Source organism: Solimonas fluminis, from assembly GCF_002930645.1.
GTDB lineage: Bacteria > Pseudomonadota > Gammaproteobacteria > Nevskiales > Nevskiaceae > Solimonas_A > Solimonas_A fluminis.
The window spans coordinates 210,846-227,794 of the sequence record NZ_PSNW01000004.1 but is presented as its reverse complement, the minus strand read 5'-3'; the positions used below and the strand labels follow the sequence as shown (position 1 = coordinate 227,794).

21 protein-coding genes and 1 pseudogene are annotated in these 16,949 nt (G+C 70.0%); 8 read left to right on the top strand and 14 right to left on the bottom strand.

All coding sequences use genetic code 11. The features are described 5' to 3' along the window. Nucleotides 1–117 precede the first annotated feature (117 nt). The 8 genes and pseudogenes from C3942_RS09535 to C3942_RS09500 all read right to left on the bottom strand — a co-directional run bounded on the left by C3942_RS09535 (nt 118) and on the right by C3942_RS09500 (nt 7,317). Nucleotides 118–732, bottom strand: a complete 615-nt coding sequence (locus C3942_RS09535) for a hypothetical protein (RefSeq protein WP_207766037.1) — start codon at nt 730–732, stop codon at nt 118–120. Between the two features lie 24 nt (nt 733–756). Next, a complete protein-coding gene (locus C3942_RS09530; RefSeq protein ID WP_104230149.1) occupies nt 757–1,530 on the bottom strand; it encodes a DUF899 domain-containing protein in 774 nt (257 codons plus the stop codon). 94 nt (nt 1,531–1,624) lie between these two features. Beyond that, the gene (locus tag C3942_RS09525; RefSeq protein ID WP_104230148.1) at nt 1,625–2,305 is read right to left on the bottom strand and encodes a Vgb family protein; all 681 of its coding nucleotides are present in this window, start codon (nt 2,303–2,305) and stop codon (nt 1,625–1,627) included. A gap of 48 nt (nt 2,306–2,353) precedes the next feature. After that, the gene (locus tag C3942_RS09520; RefSeq protein ID WP_104230147.1) at nt 2,354–3,574 is read right to left on the bottom strand and encodes a helix-turn-helix domain-containing protein; all 1,221 of its coding nucleotides are present in this window, start codon (nt 3,572–3,574) and stop codon (nt 2,354–2,356) included. 41 nt (nt 3,575–3,615) lie between these two features. Beyond that, nucleotides 3,616–4,236: a TetR/AcrR family transcriptional regulator gene (locus C3942_RS09515; RefSeq protein WP_104230146.1), complete on the bottom strand. Its 621-nt coding sequence runs from the start codon at nt 4,234–4,236 to the stop codon at nt 3,616–3,618. 74 nt (nt 4,237–4,310) lie between these two features. Beyond that, complete coding sequence (locus C3942_RS09510; RefSeq protein WP_104230145.1) at nt 4,311–4,631, bottom strand: 2Fe-2S iron-sulfur cluster-binding protein; 321 nt, start codon at nt 4,629–4,631, stop codon at nt 4,311–4,313. Between the two features lie 392 nt (nt 4,632–5,023). Next, nucleotides 5,024–6,214, bottom strand: a pseudogene (locus tag C3942_RS09505) (cytochrome P450); the annotation flags it as partial. Between the two features lie 200 nt (nt 6,215–6,414). Then, nucleotides 6,415–7,317: an AraC family transcriptional regulator gene (locus tag C3942_RS09500; protein ID WP_104230143.1), complete on the bottom strand. Its 903-nt coding sequence runs from the start codon at nt 7,315–7,317 to the stop codon at nt 6,415–6,417. Between the two features lie 99 nt (nt 7,318–7,416). Between C3942_RS09500 and C3942_RS09495 the strand changes: the two genes are divergently transcribed. Further along, nucleotides 7,417–8,163, top strand: coding sequence for an SDR family oxidoreductase (locus C3942_RS09495; protein WP_104230142.1), 747 nt, complete (start codon nt 7,417–7,419; stop codon nt 8,161–8,163). A 69-nt stretch (nt 8,164–8,232) separates the two neighbouring features. Here the strand turns inward: C3942_RS09495 and C3942_RS09490 are convergent, their stop codons facing one another. After that, a complete protein-coding gene (locus tag C3942_RS09490; protein WP_104230141.1) occupies nt 8,233–9,750 on the bottom strand; it encodes a flavin-containing monooxygenase in 1,518 nt (505 codons plus the stop codon). 128 nt (nt 9,751–9,878) lie between these two features. Between C3942_RS09490 and C3942_RS22945 the strand changes: the two genes are divergently transcribed. Together C3942_RS22945 and C3942_RS09480 are read left to right on the top strand one after the other, a co-directional pair. After that, entirely contained in the window at nt 9,879–10,592 is a 714-nt protein-coding gene (locus tag C3942_RS22945) for a TetR family transcriptional regulator (RefSeq protein ID WP_104230140.1), read from the top strand. A 62-nt stretch (nt 10,593–10,654) separates the two neighbouring features. After that, entirely contained in the window at nt 10,655–11,437 is a 783-nt protein-coding gene (locus C3942_RS09480; protein ID WP_133164280.1) for a hypothetical protein, read from the top strand. Here C3942_RS09480 and C3942_RS09475 read toward each other — a convergent pair. Beyond that, entirely contained in the window at nt 11,434–11,706 is a 273-nt protein-coding gene (locus C3942_RS09475) for a DUF2277 domain-containing protein (protein WP_104230138.1), read from the bottom strand. The genes C3942_RS09480 and C3942_RS09475 overlap by 4 nt on opposite strands. Before the next feature lie 54 nt (nt 11,707–11,760). Then, complete coding sequence (locus tag C3942_RS09470) at nt 11,761–12,360, bottom strand: flavodoxin family protein (protein WP_104230137.1); 600 nt, start codon at nt 12,358–12,360, stop codon at nt 11,761–11,763. 170 nt (nt 12,361–12,530) lie between these two features. Here C3942_RS09470 and C3942_RS09465 point away from each other — a divergent pair, with 170 nt between their 5' ends. Further along, nucleotides 12,531–13,001: an SRPBCC family protein gene (locus C3942_RS09465; protein ID WP_104230136.1), complete on the top strand. Its 471-nt coding sequence runs from the start codon at nt 12,531–12,533 to the stop codon at nt 12,999–13,001. 34 nt (nt 13,002–13,035) lie between these two features. Here C3942_RS09465 and C3942_RS09460 read toward each other — a convergent pair whose 3' ends face one another. Beyond that, a complete protein-coding gene (locus tag C3942_RS09460; RefSeq protein WP_104230135.1) occupies nt 13,036–13,425 on the bottom strand; it encodes a VOC family protein in 390 nt (129 codons plus the stop codon). Between the two features lie 121 nt (nt 13,426–13,546). On the opposite strand from C3942_RS09460, the gene C3942_RS09455 reads away from it, so the two are divergent. After that, entirely contained in the window at nt 13,547–14,050 is a 504-nt protein-coding gene (locus C3942_RS09455) for a hypothetical protein (protein WP_104230134.1), read from the top strand. Between the two features lie 10 nt (nt 14,051–14,060). Here the strand turns inward: C3942_RS09455 and C3942_RS09450 are convergent, their stop codons facing one another. Continuing rightward, a complete protein-coding gene (locus C3942_RS09450; protein WP_104230133.1) occupies nt 14,061–14,813 on the bottom strand; it encodes a type 1 glutamine amidotransferase domain-containing protein in 753 nt (250 codons plus the stop codon). A 105-nt stretch (nt 14,814–14,918) separates the two neighbouring features. On the opposite strand from C3942_RS09450, the gene C3942_RS09445 reads away from it, so the two are divergent. Next, a complete protein-coding gene (locus C3942_RS09445; RefSeq protein ID WP_104230132.1) occupies nt 14,919–15,164 on the top strand; it encodes a hypothetical protein in 246 nt (81 codons plus the stop codon). A 4-nt stretch (nt 15,165–15,168) separates the two neighbouring features. On the opposite strand, the gene C3942_RS09440 is transcribed toward C3942_RS09445, so the two are convergent. Continuing rightward, a complete protein-coding gene (locus tag C3942_RS09440; protein ID WP_104230131.1) occupies nt 15,169–15,483 on the bottom strand; it encodes a DUF4326 domain-containing protein in 315 nt (104 codons plus the stop codon). 100 nt (nt 15,484–15,583) lie between these two features. Between C3942_RS09440 and C3942_RS09435 the strand changes: the two genes are divergently transcribed. Both C3942_RS09435 and C3942_RS09430 read left to right on the top strand, forming a co-directional pair. Further along, a complete protein-coding gene (locus tag C3942_RS09435; protein WP_104230130.1) occupies nt 15,584–16,330 on the top strand; it encodes an SDR family oxidoreductase in 747 nt (248 codons plus the stop codon). Nucleotide 16,331: 1 nt separating this feature from the next. Then, the gene (locus C3942_RS09430; protein WP_104230129.1) at nt 16,332–16,913 is read left to right on the top strand and encodes an LON peptidase substrate-binding domain-containing protein; all 582 of its coding nucleotides are present in this window, start codon (nt 16,332–16,334) and stop codon (nt 16,911–16,913) included. Nucleotides 16,914–16,949: the final 36 nt, after the last annotated feature.

Below are 16,949 nucleotides of genomic sequence, written 5' to 3'. Positions count from 1 at the left end.
CGAGCCTGCCGAAGCGGGGGCGGATCTTTCTCGCCGCTGGTCAAAGTTGCCGTCCACCCTTGAATCCTTCGACAGGCTCGGGACTTCAGGGCGAACGGTCACTTGTTCAGGGCTTCCCTAGGGCGATAGCCCCAGCAGCAGGGCGGTGCCGACCAGCAGTGCCGGCCAGGCTCGGCCGCCGGCCAGGTGCGTCTGCCGCGCCAGGGCACGGCAGGCTCCGCTGGCGAGAAGCCCGGTGGTGAGCAGCATCGCCGCCAGGTGCAGGGCCAGGGCCAGCAGCGGTGACAGCGATGACAGCGGCGCCGCGGACAGGCTCGTGCCGCCGCCCAGGCACATCGGCGCCAGCGCCGGCACCAGCATCAGGCCGGCGCCCTGGGCCGAAGCCATCAGGAAGGACCAGAGCGCCATGCCCGCCGGACCGGCGTCGCGGCAGAGGGCATGGTGCCGCTGCGCGCCGTGCAGCAGGCAGTGCAGGGCGGTGGCGCCCAGCAGCCCGGCGGCCATCAGGCGAAACAGCCCGCGATCCGGCGCCAGGCCCTGCGCGAGCAGCCAGGCGAGGATGGCCGCCGATGCGGCATGGCCGAGTGCGAGCGGCGGCAGGGCCTGCCATACGCGGGCCCGGCCGCCTTCCTGCCGCCCCCAGGCGGCGGCGAGCATCCAGCCGCCGGCGGGGTTCAGGCCGTGCAGGACGCCAAGTCCGGCGACTGCCAGCCACGGCCATAGGCTGTCCATGGCTAGGTCTGCCGGTGCATCCGCTCAGGCCTTGTCGTGGCAGCAGCCCGCCTTCAGCGGCTCCTGCTGCGCGTAGCGATCGTGGTGCTTCACCCAGGCCATCGGGTAGGGCAGCGCGGCTTCGTCCCGGCCGCGGGGCGTGATGTCGATGAGCTCGTAGGTTCCCATCATCAGCTCCACGCCGCGGCCGTAGGTGGAGTAGGTGTGGAAGACCTGGCCGGCGTCGTCCTTGAAGAACACGCTGATGCCCGGCGCGTCCGCTCCCTGGAAGTTCTCCGAGCCGTAGTTGTAGCGGGCCTCGCCGCCGGCACGCGCCTCCGGCGTGAAGCTGACGCCGAAGTCGTAGTTGAAGCTGCTGCCCTGCGACGACACCCAGCGGAACCTCCAGCCCATGCGTGCGCGGAAGCGCTCGATCTCGGCCAGCGGCGCGCGCGACACCGCCAGCAGCGTGATGTCGCGCTGCTGCAGATGCGGCAGCGTGCCGTCGATGTGGTCGGCCATGAAGGAGCAGCCGGTGCAGCCTTGCTCCGCGCCCGGCGCCAGCATGAAGTGCTGCACCACGAGCTGGCGGCGGCCTTCGAACAGCTCGCCGAGGCGGCGCGGGCCCTCGGGGGTGTCGAAGACGTAGTCCTGCGTCACGCGCACCCAGGGCAGCGTGCGGCGCGCGCGGGCCAGTTCGTCGCGCAGGCGCGACATCTCCTTCTCGCGCTGCAGCAGGCCGAGGCGCTCGGCCAGCCATTGCTCGCGGGAGACGACCGGGTGCGGGGTGAAGGGGGTTCCGGAAACGGCGATGTTCATGTGCTGCTCCTTGGCTCCAAGAGCCTTTCTCGGGATGAATCGGTCCTGCGGCGCTGCCCGCAGGCAGCACGCGATCAGTCGGATCGGGGGAGGTCTAGCGGGGCTTGTGGGGCCGCCGCACGGCGCGGATCTTGCCGCTCGGGCCGCCGCCGCAGTAGAAGAGCTCGGCGCCGTCCGATTCCAGGCCGCTGACGGCGGTGCCGCTTGGCATCTGCAGGCGCTCCAGCACGGCGCCGCTGCCGGGATCGATGCGGCGGATGTCGCTGTCGTCACCCTCCCAGGTGCCGTGCCACAGCTCGCCGTCGACCCAGGTCACGCCGGTGACGAAGCGGTTGGACTCGATGGTACGCAGGATGGCACCGGTGTCGGGGTCGATCTGGTGGATCTTGCGCTCGCGGTACTGGCCCACCCAGAGGCTGCCCTCCGCCCAGGCCATGCCGGAGTCGGCGCCGTGGCCGGGCGCCGGGATCGAGGACAGGATCTTGCCGGTGGCCGGGTCGATCTTGTCGATGCGCGCCTCGGCGATCTGGTAGAGGTGCCTGCCGTCGAAGGCCGTGCCGGCGTCGCCGCTGCACGGCAGCGTCCGGGCGATCTGTCCGCTCTGCGGATCGACGGCGATCAACCGATCGCCCGTGGCCGCCCAGACGTGCCGCCCGTCATGGGTCACGCCGGCGACCATCGCGGACCCCTCGAAGGGGCCGTACTCGCGCACGATCTCGGCCGTGTGCACGGCTTGCGTCGGGATGCTGCTTGCTGCCTGGCGGGTGCTGCTCATGCGGAACTCCTGTTCTGCCGGCGCCGCGGTAGCGCCATGGGGAGCAATCTACCCCTGCGGCAGCAGGACCGGGAGTAACAAGTTCGTCGTGATTCCGGTCAGCGGCGGGGCCAGCCAGCGCTGCGAACGCGCCTTGCCGATGGAGCGCACCCGTCCCCCGGCCTCCAGTTCCGCGAGCGCGCGCTGCACCGTGCGCTGGCTGGCGCCGAGGGCCAGCGCCAGGGCCGAGGTGGGCCAGGCGGCGCCGTCGGCGAGGATGGCCAGCAGCGAGGCCTGCTCGCCGTCGATGGGGGGCGCCAGCAGGGCGACGCCGCGTCCTTCCAGTGGCCGCAGCAGGAAGCCGCGCGGGCTGGCCTCGATGCGCAGCAGCGGCGCCGCCAGGGCGCGCAGGCGCCCGATCTCGACGCGCAAGCGCGCGCGGTGCGATTCGTCGGGGCGCTTCGTGCTGAAGGCCCGCGCGATCAGCTCATGGCGGTCCGCGTCGCCGGGCCAGGCCTGGGCCAGCGCCAACGCCAGCGCGAACAGGACCGGGCGGCGCGCCAGCGGCAGCCAGTGCTCGCCCGCGGCGATGCCGCGCCGGCAGGCATCGATCACCAGGCTGTCGGAGGACAGCAGGGCCTCCACCTCGTGCAGGCGCATCGGTTGTTCGCGGCCGCCGTCGACGCGCCGCGCGGCCGGACGCTCCAGCGCGGCCTGCGCCTCGGCGGCCTCGGCCAGCAGGGCCGGAACGCCGGCGCGCCCGGCGGCGGCGCGGGCACGGACCAGCGACGCCTGCGCCGCGCCGGTGCGCAGCGAGCGCAGCGCCAGCTCCGCCGCGGCCATCTCGGCGACCGCGAGCAGCGCCGGCGGCAGGCCCTGGCCGTCGAGCCGTGACAGCGCGGCGGCGGCCTCGTCGAGGCGTCCGAGCAGCAGCAGGCGGCGCACCGCGATCAGGCGCGCCTGCAGGAAGTTGTGGCGGTCGGCGCGCGCTTCGAGCACGGCGGCGGCTCTTTCCAGCAAGCGCGGAGGTTCGTGGAAGTCGCGCATCGCGAGCGCCACCTCGGCCTCGGCGACGATGCAGCGCGCCCGGGCCAGTTCCTCCTGCGCACCGAAGCCGCGGATCGCCCGGCGCAGCAGCTCGCGGGCCCGCGCATGCTCGCCCAGCTGGGCCATGGCGATGCCGCGCAGCGCCAGGGCCGGCGGGTCTTCGCGCAGGGCCACGCGCTTGAGCGCGCCCAGGGCATCGCCGGCGGCGAGGGCGCGTGCGGCAGCGGCGATCAGGGAGTCCATCGCCGCAGCTTAGCGCGCGGCGCGGCAAAGCCGGCAGCAGCCTAGCGCGGCGCCAGCGACAGGGAAGCGGACGGCGAGAAGATACCCTGGCGCATGAAGGCCGAGAGTTCGCGGGTGAAGCGCTGGGCCAGTGCCTCGGGATCGCTGCCGGGGATGCGGCTCAGCATCACCAGCGTGGAGGTCATGCCCAGGAAGATGTACGACAGCATGTCGGTGTCGATGTCGGCGCGTGCTTCGCCGGCGCTCTTGAGCCGTTCCAGCGACAGGCGCAGCAGCCGGTTGATCGGGTGCTCCGGCGAAAGGTCGCGGCCGGCGATGGCGTCGGAGATCAGCAGGGTGGCGGCGTCGCGGTTCTTGAGCACCAGCCGGGCCGTGTGCAGCAGCACGTCGTCGGCCACGGCCACGCCGCTGTTCTGCATGGATTCGATCAGGCGCTCGGTGATCCAGCCCTTGGCCTCGCGCAGCAGGTGCTCGCGGTCCTCGAAGTGCTGGTAGGCCACGCCGCGGCTGACTTCGGCCAGCTCCGCCGCTTCCTTGATCGACAGTCCGTCGGGCCCCTTGCGCGCCAGCAGTTCCACGGTCGCCCGCAGCAGGCGCGCGCGGGTCTGCACGGGGTTGCGGATGCGCGGCTTGCGCGCGGCGGGCTTGCTGGGTTCCCTCATGCCATCACGGTCGTTGCTGGGAGCGGCAGTATGCCCGTGGGCGGGGACGCCTGTCCCCGCCCACGGGCCGCGCCTCAGAACTGCGAGGCGGGCAGGCGCACCACCAGGCCGTCCAGTTCCGCCTTCATCAGGATCTGGCAGGTCAGGCGGCTGTTCGGCTCCACGTTCATGGCGCCGTCCAGCATCATCTCCTCGGTTTCGCCCTTGGGCGGAATCTTGTCCTGCCAGGCCGGATCCACGTAGCCATGGCAGGTGGCGCAGGAGCAGGCGCCGCCGCAGTCGCCGACGATGCCGGGCACCATGTTCTCGACGGCGGTCTGCATCACGCTCTTGCCGTCTTCGGCGTCGACGAGATGTTCTTTGCCGTTGTGTTCGATGAAGAGGATCTTCGGCATGGCGTGGATCAGGCCTTGGTTGCGGTGAAGGGATAGGAACCCATGAAGCCGGCCTTGGCCTTGCCGCTGAGCACGTTGCCGTTGAGTTCTCCGGTGAACTCTACCTTGATCTTCATCGGCTTGGTGACGTGGTTGACCCAGTAGACCTTGTTGCCGGTGAGCTTGAAGTCGGCGATGGGCGTGGTGGAGCCCTGGCCGCTCTGCGAGCCGGTGTAGGTGTCGCCGCTCTTCTCCAGCACCAGGGTGGCCGGCTGCGGGCCGGTGGGCCCCTTGACCACGACGTTCCAGGTGCCTTCCAGCGTCACCTCGCCGGACGCGGCGGCCGGCGCGGGCGCGGCTTCCGCGGCGGCGGGCTTGGGGATGCTGACGGTGGCGTTCTTCGGCCGGGAGCCGATCCAGGCCGGCAGGCTGTCCCAGCCGCGCACGGTGGAGGTGGAGGACAGCACGGCATTGTCCAGGTCCACTTCCCAGTCCGGGAAGCGCTTGAGGATCTCCTCCAGCGCGACGCGGCCTTCCAGGCGCGCCAGCGGCGCGCCGATGCAGACGTGGATGCCCTGGCCGAAGGTCATGTGCGGGCGCGCCTCGCGGTGGATGTTGAAGCTGTCGCCGTTGACGAAGCGGGACTCGTCGCGGTTGGCGGCGGCGACCAGCATCAGCATGACCGCACCCTTGGGCACCTTGCGGCCGTGCAGTTCGATGTCGCGCATCACCTCGCGCGCCACGAACGGGCCGGGCGGCTCGAAGCGCAGCACTTCTTCCACCGTCTGCGGCACCAGGGCCAGGTTGCGGGCGACTTCGCGGCGCTGGTCGGGGTGCTGCGACAAGGTCTTGCCCATCCAGCCGATCAGGCGGTTGGTGGTTTCGTTGCCGGCGCCGGCGACGACGTTGACGATGTTGCTGATCTCCTCGCGCGTCAGCTTGCGGGTGACGCCCTGCGGGTCCTTGAACTCGGACTGCAGCAGTTCCGTCATCATGTCGTCCGACGGGTTCTTCTCGCGCCAGGCGATGTACTCGTCGAAGCCGGACAGCGCTTCCTGCTGGAGCTGCTGCTGTGCGGCGATGTCGATCGGCTTTCCGGCCTCGGTGCGGATGCGGTCGTCCACCGACTGGCGGATCGCTTCCTGGTCCTTCTCGGGGATGCCCAGCAGCATGCTGACCGCGCGCATCGGCATTTCCGCGCCGAGGTTGGCGATGAAGTCGAGCCGGTCGCCGCCGATCAGCGGGTCGAGGCTGCGCGCGCAGAGCTTGCGGATGTCCTGTTCCACTGCGTGCATGCGCTTGGGCGTGATAATGCGCTGCATCAGCGCGCGGTAGGCGGTGTGCTTCGGCGGGTCCTGGTGGATGAACACGGAATCGGGCATCACCGAGCGGGCCTTGATGAACTCCAAGATGTCGCCGTGCGCGGAGCTGAACAGGTCCTTGTCGCGCAGCGTGCTCTCGACGTCCGCGAAGCGGCTGATCGCGTAGAAGTCATGCTCCGCGTTGTAGTACAGCGGCGATTCCTCACGCAGCCGCTTGTAGGTGGGGTACGGGTCCTTGGCGAGGTCCGCGTTGTAGGGGTCCCAGGAAATAGCTGCGCTCATGTTCTGATCCTTCGCATGTGTGTGACGTTGCGTGGGTAGGGCATGTCCCCTCCGAGGGCCGCCGCAGGGGCGGGTTTCATGCCGTGTTTTTAATGTACACGCATGTGCATTAGTGTGCAAAGGGACCCGCGTTCCAGGCGGCTGGAATGCCGTCAATCCATTGATCGGAAAGTGGTTTCTTGGAATGTGGAGCGGCGGCGTCAGGCCGCCGCCGCCCGCGCGAAGCGGCCCGGCGGCAGCCCCGCGTGACGGCTGAAGGCGGTGCTGAAGGCGCTCGCGGAGCCGTAGCCGACGCGCTCCGCCACCTCCGACAGCGCCAGTTCCTGCCGGCGCAGCAGGTCCCGGGCCAGGGTCATGCGCCAGGCCAGCAGGTACTCCATCGGCGGCAGGCCCACGGCGCGGGTGAAGCGTCCGTAGAAGGCCGAGCGCGACAGGCTGGCCTTCTTCGCGAGCTGGTCCATCGTCCAGGGGCGGGAAGGCGCGGCATGCATCTGCCGCAGGGCCTGCGCGACGCGCGGATCGGAGAGCCCGCGCAGGATGCCAGGGGACGCGCCCTCGGCGGAACTCAGGCGCAGCGCCTCGATCAGCAGCAGTTCCACCAGCCGCGCCAGCACCAGGTCGCGGCCGGATTGCTGCTGGCGCGCTTCCTCGGCGACCAGTTGCACCAGCGTGGAGAGCCGGGCGGCGCCACGCACGTGGACCAGGGCCGGCAGCAGCGAGGCCAGCAGGGCCGCATCGGGCGATTCGAAGGCGAAGTAGCCGCCCAGCAGGCGCGCATCCGGGCGGCCGCCGCGGCGGCCATGCCGCACGTCGCCCTGGGGCATGGGCGCCAGCTTCGGGTCCATGGCCGTCGGCGTCACCGGTTCGAAGCCGGACAGCACGAATCCCGGCGTGGCCGGCAGCAGCACGAAGTCGCCGCGCTCCAGCGTCACCGCGGGCCGGCCGTCCACCGCCAGCCGGCAGCGGCCTTCCAGCACCACGCAGAAGCTCGGCTGGCCGAAATCGGAGTAGCGCACGCCCCAGGCGCCCGCGCCGCTGATGCCCTTGGCGAAGACGGCGCGCGGGCGGAACAGGGAGATGATGTCGGACAGCGGATCGCTCATGTCAGGACAGTAGCGAACAAAACATGGACGATCAATTATCGATCGTCCTGATGAAGCGGCATATCGTGGCGCCTACCGAAACCCCAAGGAGTCCGTGCCATGAAAACCGTCCTCGTCACCGGCTGTTCCTCCGGCTACGGCCTGGAGACCGCCCGCCATTTCCATGAACAGGGCTGGCAGGTCATCGCCACCATGCGCCGGCCGCAGCCGGATCTGCTGCCGCGGTCGGAGCGGATGCGCGTGCTGGCGCTGGACGTGACCGATCCGCGCAGCATCGCCGAGCTGCTCGGGCAGTGCGGCGAGATCGACGTGCTGGTCAACAACGCCGGCATCGGCCTGTTCGGGGCCTTCGAGGCCACGCCGATGGCGACCGTGCGCGAGGTCTTCGAGACCAATGCCTTCGGGACCATCGCCATGACCCAGGCGCTGCTGCCGCGTTGGCGCGAACGCCGCGCGGGCACCGTGATCAACGTGACCTCCAGCGCGACGCTGGCGCCGATGCCGCTGGTCGCGGTGTACACGGCGAGCAAGACGGCCATCGAGGGCTTCACCGCCTCGCTGGCGCTGGAGCTGGCGCCTTTCGGGGTGGCGGCGAAGCTGGTCGAGCCCGGCTATGCGCCGACCACGCGCTTCGCCGCGAACGGCGGCGAGCGCATGGCGGGACTGGTGACGGAGCCCTATCTGCCGCTGGCGCAGGAGATGTTCGCGGCGCTGGGACAGGCCGGCGAGGTGACGCGGGAGACCGACGTGGCGGAAGCGGTATGGAGGGCGGCGAACGACGCCTCCGGGCAACTGCGCTTCCCGGCCGGGGCCGACGCCGTGAAGCTGGCGCGGCGGGCCGCCTGAGCCGCATCGCGGACGCAAAAAAAGCGGTGCAGGTCGCCGACCTGCACCGCTTCAGGCGGAAAGCGGGCTTCAGGCGGCCTGCGGCTTGCGCGCCGACTTCTTCGCCTTGGCGTCCGGCTTGCCCGCCGTCTTCGCGCTGAAGTGCAGGGCACCGTCCTCGATCGGCGAGTAGCGCAGCACCGGCACGTCGCGCACGTAGTCGTGCACCACCTTCCAGGGACGCTTGCTGCCCTGGCGCGGCAGGTTGTCGGCGGCGCGCTGGATGTAGCCCGAGCTCAGGCCGCCCATCACCGTCTCGCTTTCCACCGCATTGTCGCCGTTGGACTTCGGCACCACGGCGCCGTAGCCCTTGGCGTCCATATGCTTGAGCACGCGGCAGATGTACTCGCTGGCGATGTCGGCTTTCAGCGTCCAGGAGGCGTTGGTGTAGCCGATGATGATGGCGGCATTGGGCACGCCTTCCACCAGCACGCCCTTGTAGGTGAGGTGATCCTTGGGCTTGAAGCGCTCGCCGTCGACCTCCACCTGCACGCCGCCCAGCAGCTGCACGTTCAGTCCGGTGGCGGTGATGATGATGTCGGCCTCCAGCTCCTCGCCGCTCTTGAGCTTGATGCCCTTGGCGGTGAAGGTCTCGATGTGGTCGGTGACGACGGACGCCGTGCCCTTCTTCAGCGCCTTGAACAGGTCGCCGTTGGGCACCACGCAGAGGCGCTCGTCCCAGGGGTTGTAGGACGGCGTGAAATGCTTCATGTCCACCTTGCCGCCCAGCTGGGCCTTGACCTGCGCCAGCAGCAGGCGCTTGACCGCCTTGGGGGCGCGGCGCGAGGCCTGGTAGAGCATGCGCTGCAGGCCGACGTTGCGCGTGCGCGTGATGCGGTACACCAGCATCTCCGGCAGGAAGCGGCGCAGCTTGGGCGACAGCGGGTCGATGGCCGGCACCGTCATGATGTAGGTCGGCGAGCGCTGCAGCATGGTCACGTGCGCGGCCTTGCCGGCCATGGACGGCACCAGCGTGATCGCCGTGGCGCCGGAGCCGATCACCACCACGCGCTTGCCGGCGTAGTCCAGGTTTTCCGGCCAGTGCTGCGGGTGGATGATCTGGCCCTTGAAGCTCTTCTCGCCGGGGAATTCGGGACGATAGGGCGTGTCGTAGTTGTAGTAGCCGGTGGCGCCGATCAGGAAATCGCAGCTGAGTACCTGGACCTTGCCCTCGGGGCCGGTCTCGGCGGTGACCGTCCAGCGCTGCTCCTCGCTGGACCAGGAGGCGTGGGTCACCTTGGTGCCGAAGCGGATGTGGCGGTCCACGCCGTACTGCGCCGCGGTTTCGCTCAGGTAGCCCTTGATCGAGGGGCCGTCGGCCAATACCTTGGCTTCCGTCCAGGGGCGGAAGTTGAAGCCGAAGGTGAACATGTCGGAGTCCGAGCGGATGCCCGGGTAGCGGAACAGGTCCCAGGTGCCGCCCACGCTCTGGCGACGCTCCAGGATCGCGTAGGTCTTGCCGGGGCATTGGCGCTCGAGGTGGCAGGCGGCGCCGATCCCGGAGATGCCGGCGCCCAGGATCAGGACGTCGAAGTGTTCGGTTTGCATCTGCTGCTCCTCGTGACGTGGTTCGTTATGAATGTGTACGACCGTCCACAAAAAGTAGACGAGTGTCCACATTCATGTCAATATCCCCTCCGCCACCACACCCTGGCAGCAAGGCTCAAATGGCTGACATGACGGAAGATATTGTCGAAACCACGGAGCGCGGCAGCGTCATGGGGCGCGGGACCGGCGGTCGCCAGAAGCTGATCGAGGCCGCGCTGGAGCTGGCTTCCACCACCCGCAGCCTGGCCTCGCTGGGCCTGCGCGAGGTCACGCGTTGCGCGGGCCTGGCCCCCAATGCCTTCTACCGCCACTTCAGGGATTTCGACGATCTCGGCCTGGCCGCGGTGGACATGATGAGCAGCGGCCTGCGCAGCGGCCTGCGCGAGCGGCGCCTGAGCCTGGTGCGCGCGCGCAAGGGCCCCATCGTCTCCGCCGACGGTGCCATCGTTCCCAGCGGCCGCGAGGCCATCCGCGCGACCGTGGGCCTGGTGCTGGACTACGTCACCGAGCACCCCACCGCCTACGTCGTCGGCATCCGCGAACTCAACGGCAGCTCGCCCCGGATGCGCGCCGCCGTCCGCAAGCTGCTGGACGATTTCGCGCGCGACATGGTCGAGGACATCCAGCAGATGCTCGATGCGCCCATGACCGACGCTGTCTCCATGCAGGAGATCGGCCGCCAGATCATCCAGCAGATGACCTTCTTCTCCATGGAATACCTCGAGCAGCCGCAGCGCCGCGACGAGATCCGGGAGCAGGCCGAGCGTTTCATCCTGCGCATGTTCGTCGGCGAGATGGCGCTGCAGGCGATGACGCCGAAGAAGAAGGCGGGGCGCAAGTAGGGCGGGGCGGAGGCGGCGAAGCGCGCCTTAGAATGGCGCCCCTTCCGCCGCTGCCGCCTCCGATGAGCGTCCTGCTGTTCCTCAAGCTCGCGCTCGTTCCCTCGCTGATCGCACTGGTCACGCTGGCCGGCCGCCGCTGGGGGGCGAGCCTTGCCGGCTGGCTCTCCGCCTTTCCGGTGGTGTCCGCGCCGATCCTGTTCTTCGTCTCCCTGGAACAGGGCCCGCAGTTCGCGGCGCAGGCGGCCACGGCCACGGTCTCGGCCGTGCTCTGCATCCTGGCCTTCGGGCTGCCCTATGCCTGGGTGGCCACGCGCCATGCCTGGCCGCTGGCCTCGCTGGCCGGCTTCGCCTGCTACTTCATGGCCGTGGCGTTGCTGGCGCTATGGTCTCCAGGCTTGCCGCTGGCCGCCGCGGCGGCGGCGCTGGCGCTGCTGCTGGCGCCGCGGCTGTATCCGCAGGCGCCGCCGCTGACCGCCGCCGCGGTCCGGCCGGCCTCGCGCGCCGACATCCCGCTGCGCATGATCGCTTCCGCGCTGCTGGTGCTGCTGGTCACGCACTTTTCCGCGCGCATGGGACCGCAGCTCAGCGGGCTCTTCGCGATGTTTCCGGTGATGGCCTCGGTGCTGGCGATGTTCTCGCACCACTACCAGGGGGCCGGATTCGCCGTGCTGATGCTGCGCGGCATGGTGCTGGGCTACTGGTCCTTCGCCGCATTCTGCAGCGTGCTGGCGCTGGCCCTGCCGCGCGCGGGCATTCCGCTGGCGTTCGCGGCGGCGCTGGCGACGGCGGTGGGCGTGCTGGGGCTGACGCGCCTGTTTGCCCTGCGGCGGGCACGGAGCGGCTAGGCTTTCCCGAAGCGCCTGGCCGAGGCCGCGATGGCGCGAGCCTTCTCCACCTCGCGGTCCCGCGGCGGCGCCAGCGTCACCAGCGAGCGGATCAGCAGCGCCGCCGCTTCGTTGACCTGGTCCAGCGCCAGGTTGAAGGCGGCCTCGTTGAGCTTCGAGGGCTTGTTGAAGCCGCTGAGCTTGCGGACGAACTGCAGCGAGGCCGCGCGGATCTCCTCGTCGGTGGCCGGCGGATCGAAGTTGAACAGCGTCTTGATGTTCCTGCACATGGCCGGGCCTCCGCCGCGGGCGATATCGCGCCCACTGTAGCGCGGAGCCCGCGCTCAGGTGTCGTAGCTGAACCTGGCCGACTGCAGCGCCGCTGCCACCGCCACGAGGTTGCGTGCCGCCTGACGGCCGGTCTTCTCCGACCAGTCATGGCGGTAGTCCGTCTGCAGGTATTCCTGGCCGGGGCCCGGACCTTTGTTCCAGTACGTCCAGGCCTGCGGCGGGATCGTGTAGCCGATGTCGATCAGCGCGCCGCAGATTTCACTGATGACGTGATGAGCGCCGTCCTCGTTGCCGGTGCAGACCACGCCCGCAACCTTGCCGTAGGCCACCGGCAGCTCGCCGCGCTTCTCGCTGATCATCGCATCCATGCGCTCCAGGACCTGCTGGGCGACGCTGCTGGGGCGGCCGAGCCAGGTAGGGCTGGCCATCAGCAGGATGCCGGCCTCCTCCACCCTGGCGTGGAGCTCCGGCCATTGATCGCCCTCACCCATGTCGGTCATCACCCCATGCTTCAGGCGGTAGTCGGTGACCCGCAACAGTTCGGTCTCCACGCCGAGCCGGCGCAGCTCCGCGGCCACCACGCCGGACAAGGCCTCGGTGTTGGAGACTTCGGGGCGCGGTTTCAGGCTGCAGTTGAGGATCAGGGCTTTCATGGCGTTCCTTGCGGGCCGGCGCGTGCTTGCTGCAGCCGCCGTAGGGATGGGACGGCGTCGCCCGCCGCAAGTTCATCCGGGATCGCGGGCACGCGGCTTGCGGCCTGTCCGGCGCGGTGCGGATGCAGCGTCATGCCCACCGCACCCTGCAACCATTCCAGGAGGGCATCATGCAGAAAGCCATCGAGAAGAGCATCGAAGTCGCCGCGCCGCTGCGCGCCGTCTACAACCAGTGGACGCAGTTCGAGGAGTTTCCCCGGTTCATGGAGGGCGTGGAGGAGGTGCGCCAGCTCGACGATACCCACCTGCATTGGCGCGCCAAGGTGGCAGGCAAGGACCTGGAGTGGGATGCGGAGATCGTCGAGCAGGTGCCGGACCAGGGCATCTCCTGGCGCAGCATCAGCGGCAAGGGCAATGCCGGGCGCGTGCGTTTCGACAAGATCGACGAGGCGCATACGCGCGTGCTGCTGGCCATGGAGGTGGAGCCTGAAACCGTCGTGGAGAAGGCCGGTACCTTCGTGGGCGTACCGGCCCACAGCGTTTCGGGAGACCTGAAGCGGTTCAAGGAGTTCATCGAATCGCGCGGCATGGAGACCGGCGCCTGGCGTGGCGAGGCACACGGCGGGCGCGTGCGGCAGTAGCCGGAAGCGGGCCGTTCGCCGCTGCTGCCGCGGGCTAGCCGGGCATGCTGTGCCCGTAAGGCCTGGTCATCGCTTCCAGCAGGTGGCCGTCGGGGTCGTCGAAGTACAGGCCGCGTCCGCCGAAGTGGCGGTAGATCTCCCCGGGCTGCGTCTTGCCGGGATCGGCCCAGTACGGAAGCTGCCGCTCGCGTATGCGGGCGAAGATCGCGTCGAAGGCGTCTTCGCTGACCAGGTAGGCGTAGTGCTGCAGCTGCACCGGTCCTTCCATCTGGTAGAAATCCACCGACACGGCGTTGTCCAGCTTCACCACCAGGAAGGGGCCGAAGGGCACCGCCGGCGGCAGGCCCAGCATGCCGGTGAGGAAATCCGCCGACTTCTGCCGGTCGGCGCACCAGACGATGGTGTGGTTGAACTGGATGCTCATGACCGGCCTCCGTGCCCGGGAGTATCGCGGGCCAGTGTATGCGCCCGGCGCGCAACCTGATTGGGGGGCGGTGGGGCCGGCACCCGCGCGTATACTCGGATGCAGCCTGGGGAGGCCCGACATGAAAGCACCGGCTCGTGGGTGGTTCGCGGCACCGCTGTTCCTGCTGGCCGGGCAGGCGCAGGCTGCCGAGTTCAAGACGAACGCGGATTGCATCCCCGGCATCCAGGTCGCGGATCGCAGCGACCGGGTGGGCACGGTGGTGGCCCTGGACAACGGCATGTGCAAGGTCGGGTTCGCGGACGGCAGCCAGCGCAGCTACCTGGTCTGGATGCTGCGCCCCGCGGGCGCCAGCCCGCAGACGGAGGACCGCCTCGTGCCAGGAACCTATCCCTGCTACAGCTCCGGCAATTACCTGTTCATGGACATCGTCATCCAGGATGGCGGCCGTTACCGCAGCGGCAAGGGCGCAGGCGAGTACCGGCTGGAGAAGGATGGTGCGATCGACTTCAGCTCCGGCCCGCTGGAGCCGGCCAGTGCCAGGCTGCTGCCGGGGCCGCGCATCGGCCTGAACATGAACGGCGGCCGCTTCCACAACACCAGCTGCAGCCTGAAGAAGAATTGAGGGAGTCGGCTCAGCCGGCCTCCGCCACCATCTCCACGAAGGCGGCGGCGAAGCGGTGGCAATCGCCCGGCCAGCGCGCAGAGAGATAACGGCCGTCGCGCACGATGAAGCCGGCGCCGTGGTTCTCTGCGCTGTCGCGGACCGGCAGCAGCGGGCCGGCGTCGAAATCGCCGGGCCGCGCCAAGGCGGCGGTCACCTCGGCCTGCACGGTCTGCGGGTAGGTGCGGTAGTAGCGCCCCAGCCAGGCGGCGGTCAGCGCCCAGGCTCCCAGTTCCAGCGTCGCCGGCAGGGCCGTGGTGCGGCGGCCGTGCAGCACCGAGCGGCCGGTGGCCGGGTCGATGCTGCGCGCCGGCAGCAGCACGCCATGGCAGACCGCGGCCACCGGCTTGCCGGCGGTGAAGAAGTGCGTGCAGATCGCCTGCGCGTCGGCGGATTCGAGCATCGAGCGCATGCCGGCGGCATGGCCGCCGGGGATCAGCAGCGCCCCGGAATCCGCCGGGTTCACCTGCGCATAGGACAGCGGGGCGCGAAAGGCCGGCGAGGCCGCCATCTGCCGGTACAGGTCCAGGTCCGGCCGGCGCGTCATGAAGATCGCGTTGAACAGGCCGAAGCCGGTGTCGGTGAGGCGCAGGTCGGCATGCGCCGGCTGGCCGCCGGGGGTGGCGAAGCTCACGGCGTGCCCGGCCCGGGTCAGGGCGTGCCAGCTGGTGGCGGCCTCGGTCGGGTCGTAGTCGGCGGCGGGCAGCAGGCAGAGGACGTTCATGTGCGGTTCCGGCAGGAGCTTCCATTATCGCTCCGGACCGGCGGTGCCCGATTGACCGGTACCGCCGCCGGCCTTTGACATTTCACGCCAAGGAGAATGCCGCCCATGGACGGGATGCTCGGTGCCCTGCAGTGGCCCGCGATGCTGGTGACCCTGCTGGCCGCCTGGCTGGTGGGCTCGCAGCAGCGGGGCCGGCGCAGCTGGGGTTTCTGGTGCTTCGCGCTCAGCAACCTGCTCTGGGTAATCTGGGGCTGGCACACCCAGGCCTGGGCGCTGATCCTGCTGCAGTTCGGCCTGTTCGCGCTCAACCTGCGCGGGGTTCGCAAGAACGATCCCGAGGCCCCGGCCTGAGCCTTCAGCGCGGCGTGTTGGCGTAGCGCAGCAGCACGTCCGCGTGGCAGGCCTGGCCGGGCGCGCACCAGCAGGCGAGATCATGGCCTTCCAGCTCCCGGATGCGGTCGATCAGGGCATTGCCCTGCCGGTCCCTGAGTTCGCCGCGCGTCAGCGCCTGCTCGTACTTCGCCTGGGCCTCCTGCGGTCCCAGCGCGCCGTGTGCCCGGCCGCCCACGACCCAGGGGTTGCCCCAGATGGTCGGGCGGCCGACGTAGATCGCTTCCGGCGGCTTGCGCCAGCCGGCGCTGCGCCGCATCTGGATGCGCCTGGGTTCCATGCCGTTTTGAGCGCCGCCGCCCGCCGGAGTTCCGGCGGCCGGGTGGTCCCCTTGCCGCGATTCGCATAGCCTTGCGCTTTGCGACGTCACCGGACCCTTCATGATCGTTTTCATTACCGGCGCCAGCAGCGGTTTCGGCGCCGCCATCGCCCGCCGCTTCGCCGCTTCCGGCCATCGCCTGGTGCTGGCGGCGCGCCGCATCGAGCGCCTGCGCGAACTGGCCGCCGCGCTGCCGGTGCCCACCCACCTGGTCGGGCTGGATGTGCGCGACAACGCTGCCGTGGAAGCCGCGGTGGCCTCGCTGCCGGCGGAGTTCGCGGAGGTGGATCTGCTGGTCAACAACGCCGGTCTCGCGCTCGGCCTGGCGCCGGCCCACCAGGCCAGCCTGGAGGATTGGGAGCGCATGGTGGACACCAATATCAAGGGCCTGATGTACGTGACCCGCGCCCTGCTGCCGGGCATGACGCAGCGCCGGCGCGGCCATGTCGTGAACCTGGGGTCCATCGCCGGCGAATGGCCCTATCCCGGCGGCAACGTCTACGGCGGCACCAAGGCCTTCGTGCGCCAGTTCTCGCTGAACCTGAGGGCCGACCTGCTCGGCACCGGCCTGCGGGTCACCGACATCGAGCCAGGCCTGGCCGGCGGCACGGAGTTCTCCAATGTGCGCTTCCACGGCGACGATGCGCGTGCCGCCTCGGTCTATGCCGGCGTCACGCCGCTGTCGCCGGAGGACGTGGCCGAGACCGTGCACTGGGTGGCGACGCTGCCGGCGCACGTCAACGTCAACACGCTGTCGCTGATGCCGGTCTGCCAGGCCTTTGGCCCGCTGGCGATCCACAGGCCCTGACATGCCGCAGGTCCTGGAGATCCCGATCTTCCCGCTGGGCACGGTGCTGTTCCCGGGCGGCAGGCTGCCGCTGCGCATCTTCGAGCCGCGCTACGTGGACATGACCAAGGCCTGCATCCGCGACGGGAGCGTGTTCGGCGTCAGCCTGATCCGCGCGGGCTACGAGGTCGGCAAGCCGGCGGTGCCCTGCGAACTGGGCTGCACGGCGCGCATCGCCGAGTGGGAGGTGCCGGGTCCCGGCCTGTTCATGCTGCAAACCCGCGGCGAGACGCGCTTCCGCATCCTCAACCGCTGGGCCGAGCGCGATGGACTGTTGCGGGCCCGCGTGGAACTGATGGAGCCCGCCGCGCCGCAGGCCCTGCCGGAGCGCTTCCGGTTGCTGGGCCAGCTGCTGCGCAGCCTGATGGACGAGATGGGCGAGGAGCATTTTCCCGAGCCGCGGCCGGATGATGCCGCCTGGGTCGGCTGCCGGCTGGCCGAGTTGCTGCCGGTGACGCCGGAGCGCAAGCAGCGCCTGCTGGAGCTGGACGAGCCGCTGGCCCTGCTGGCGGCCATCGAGAAAGAACTGAAGGAAGTGCACTAGCCGGGCGCTTTGCCCGATACTGAAGTCCCTGCAGGG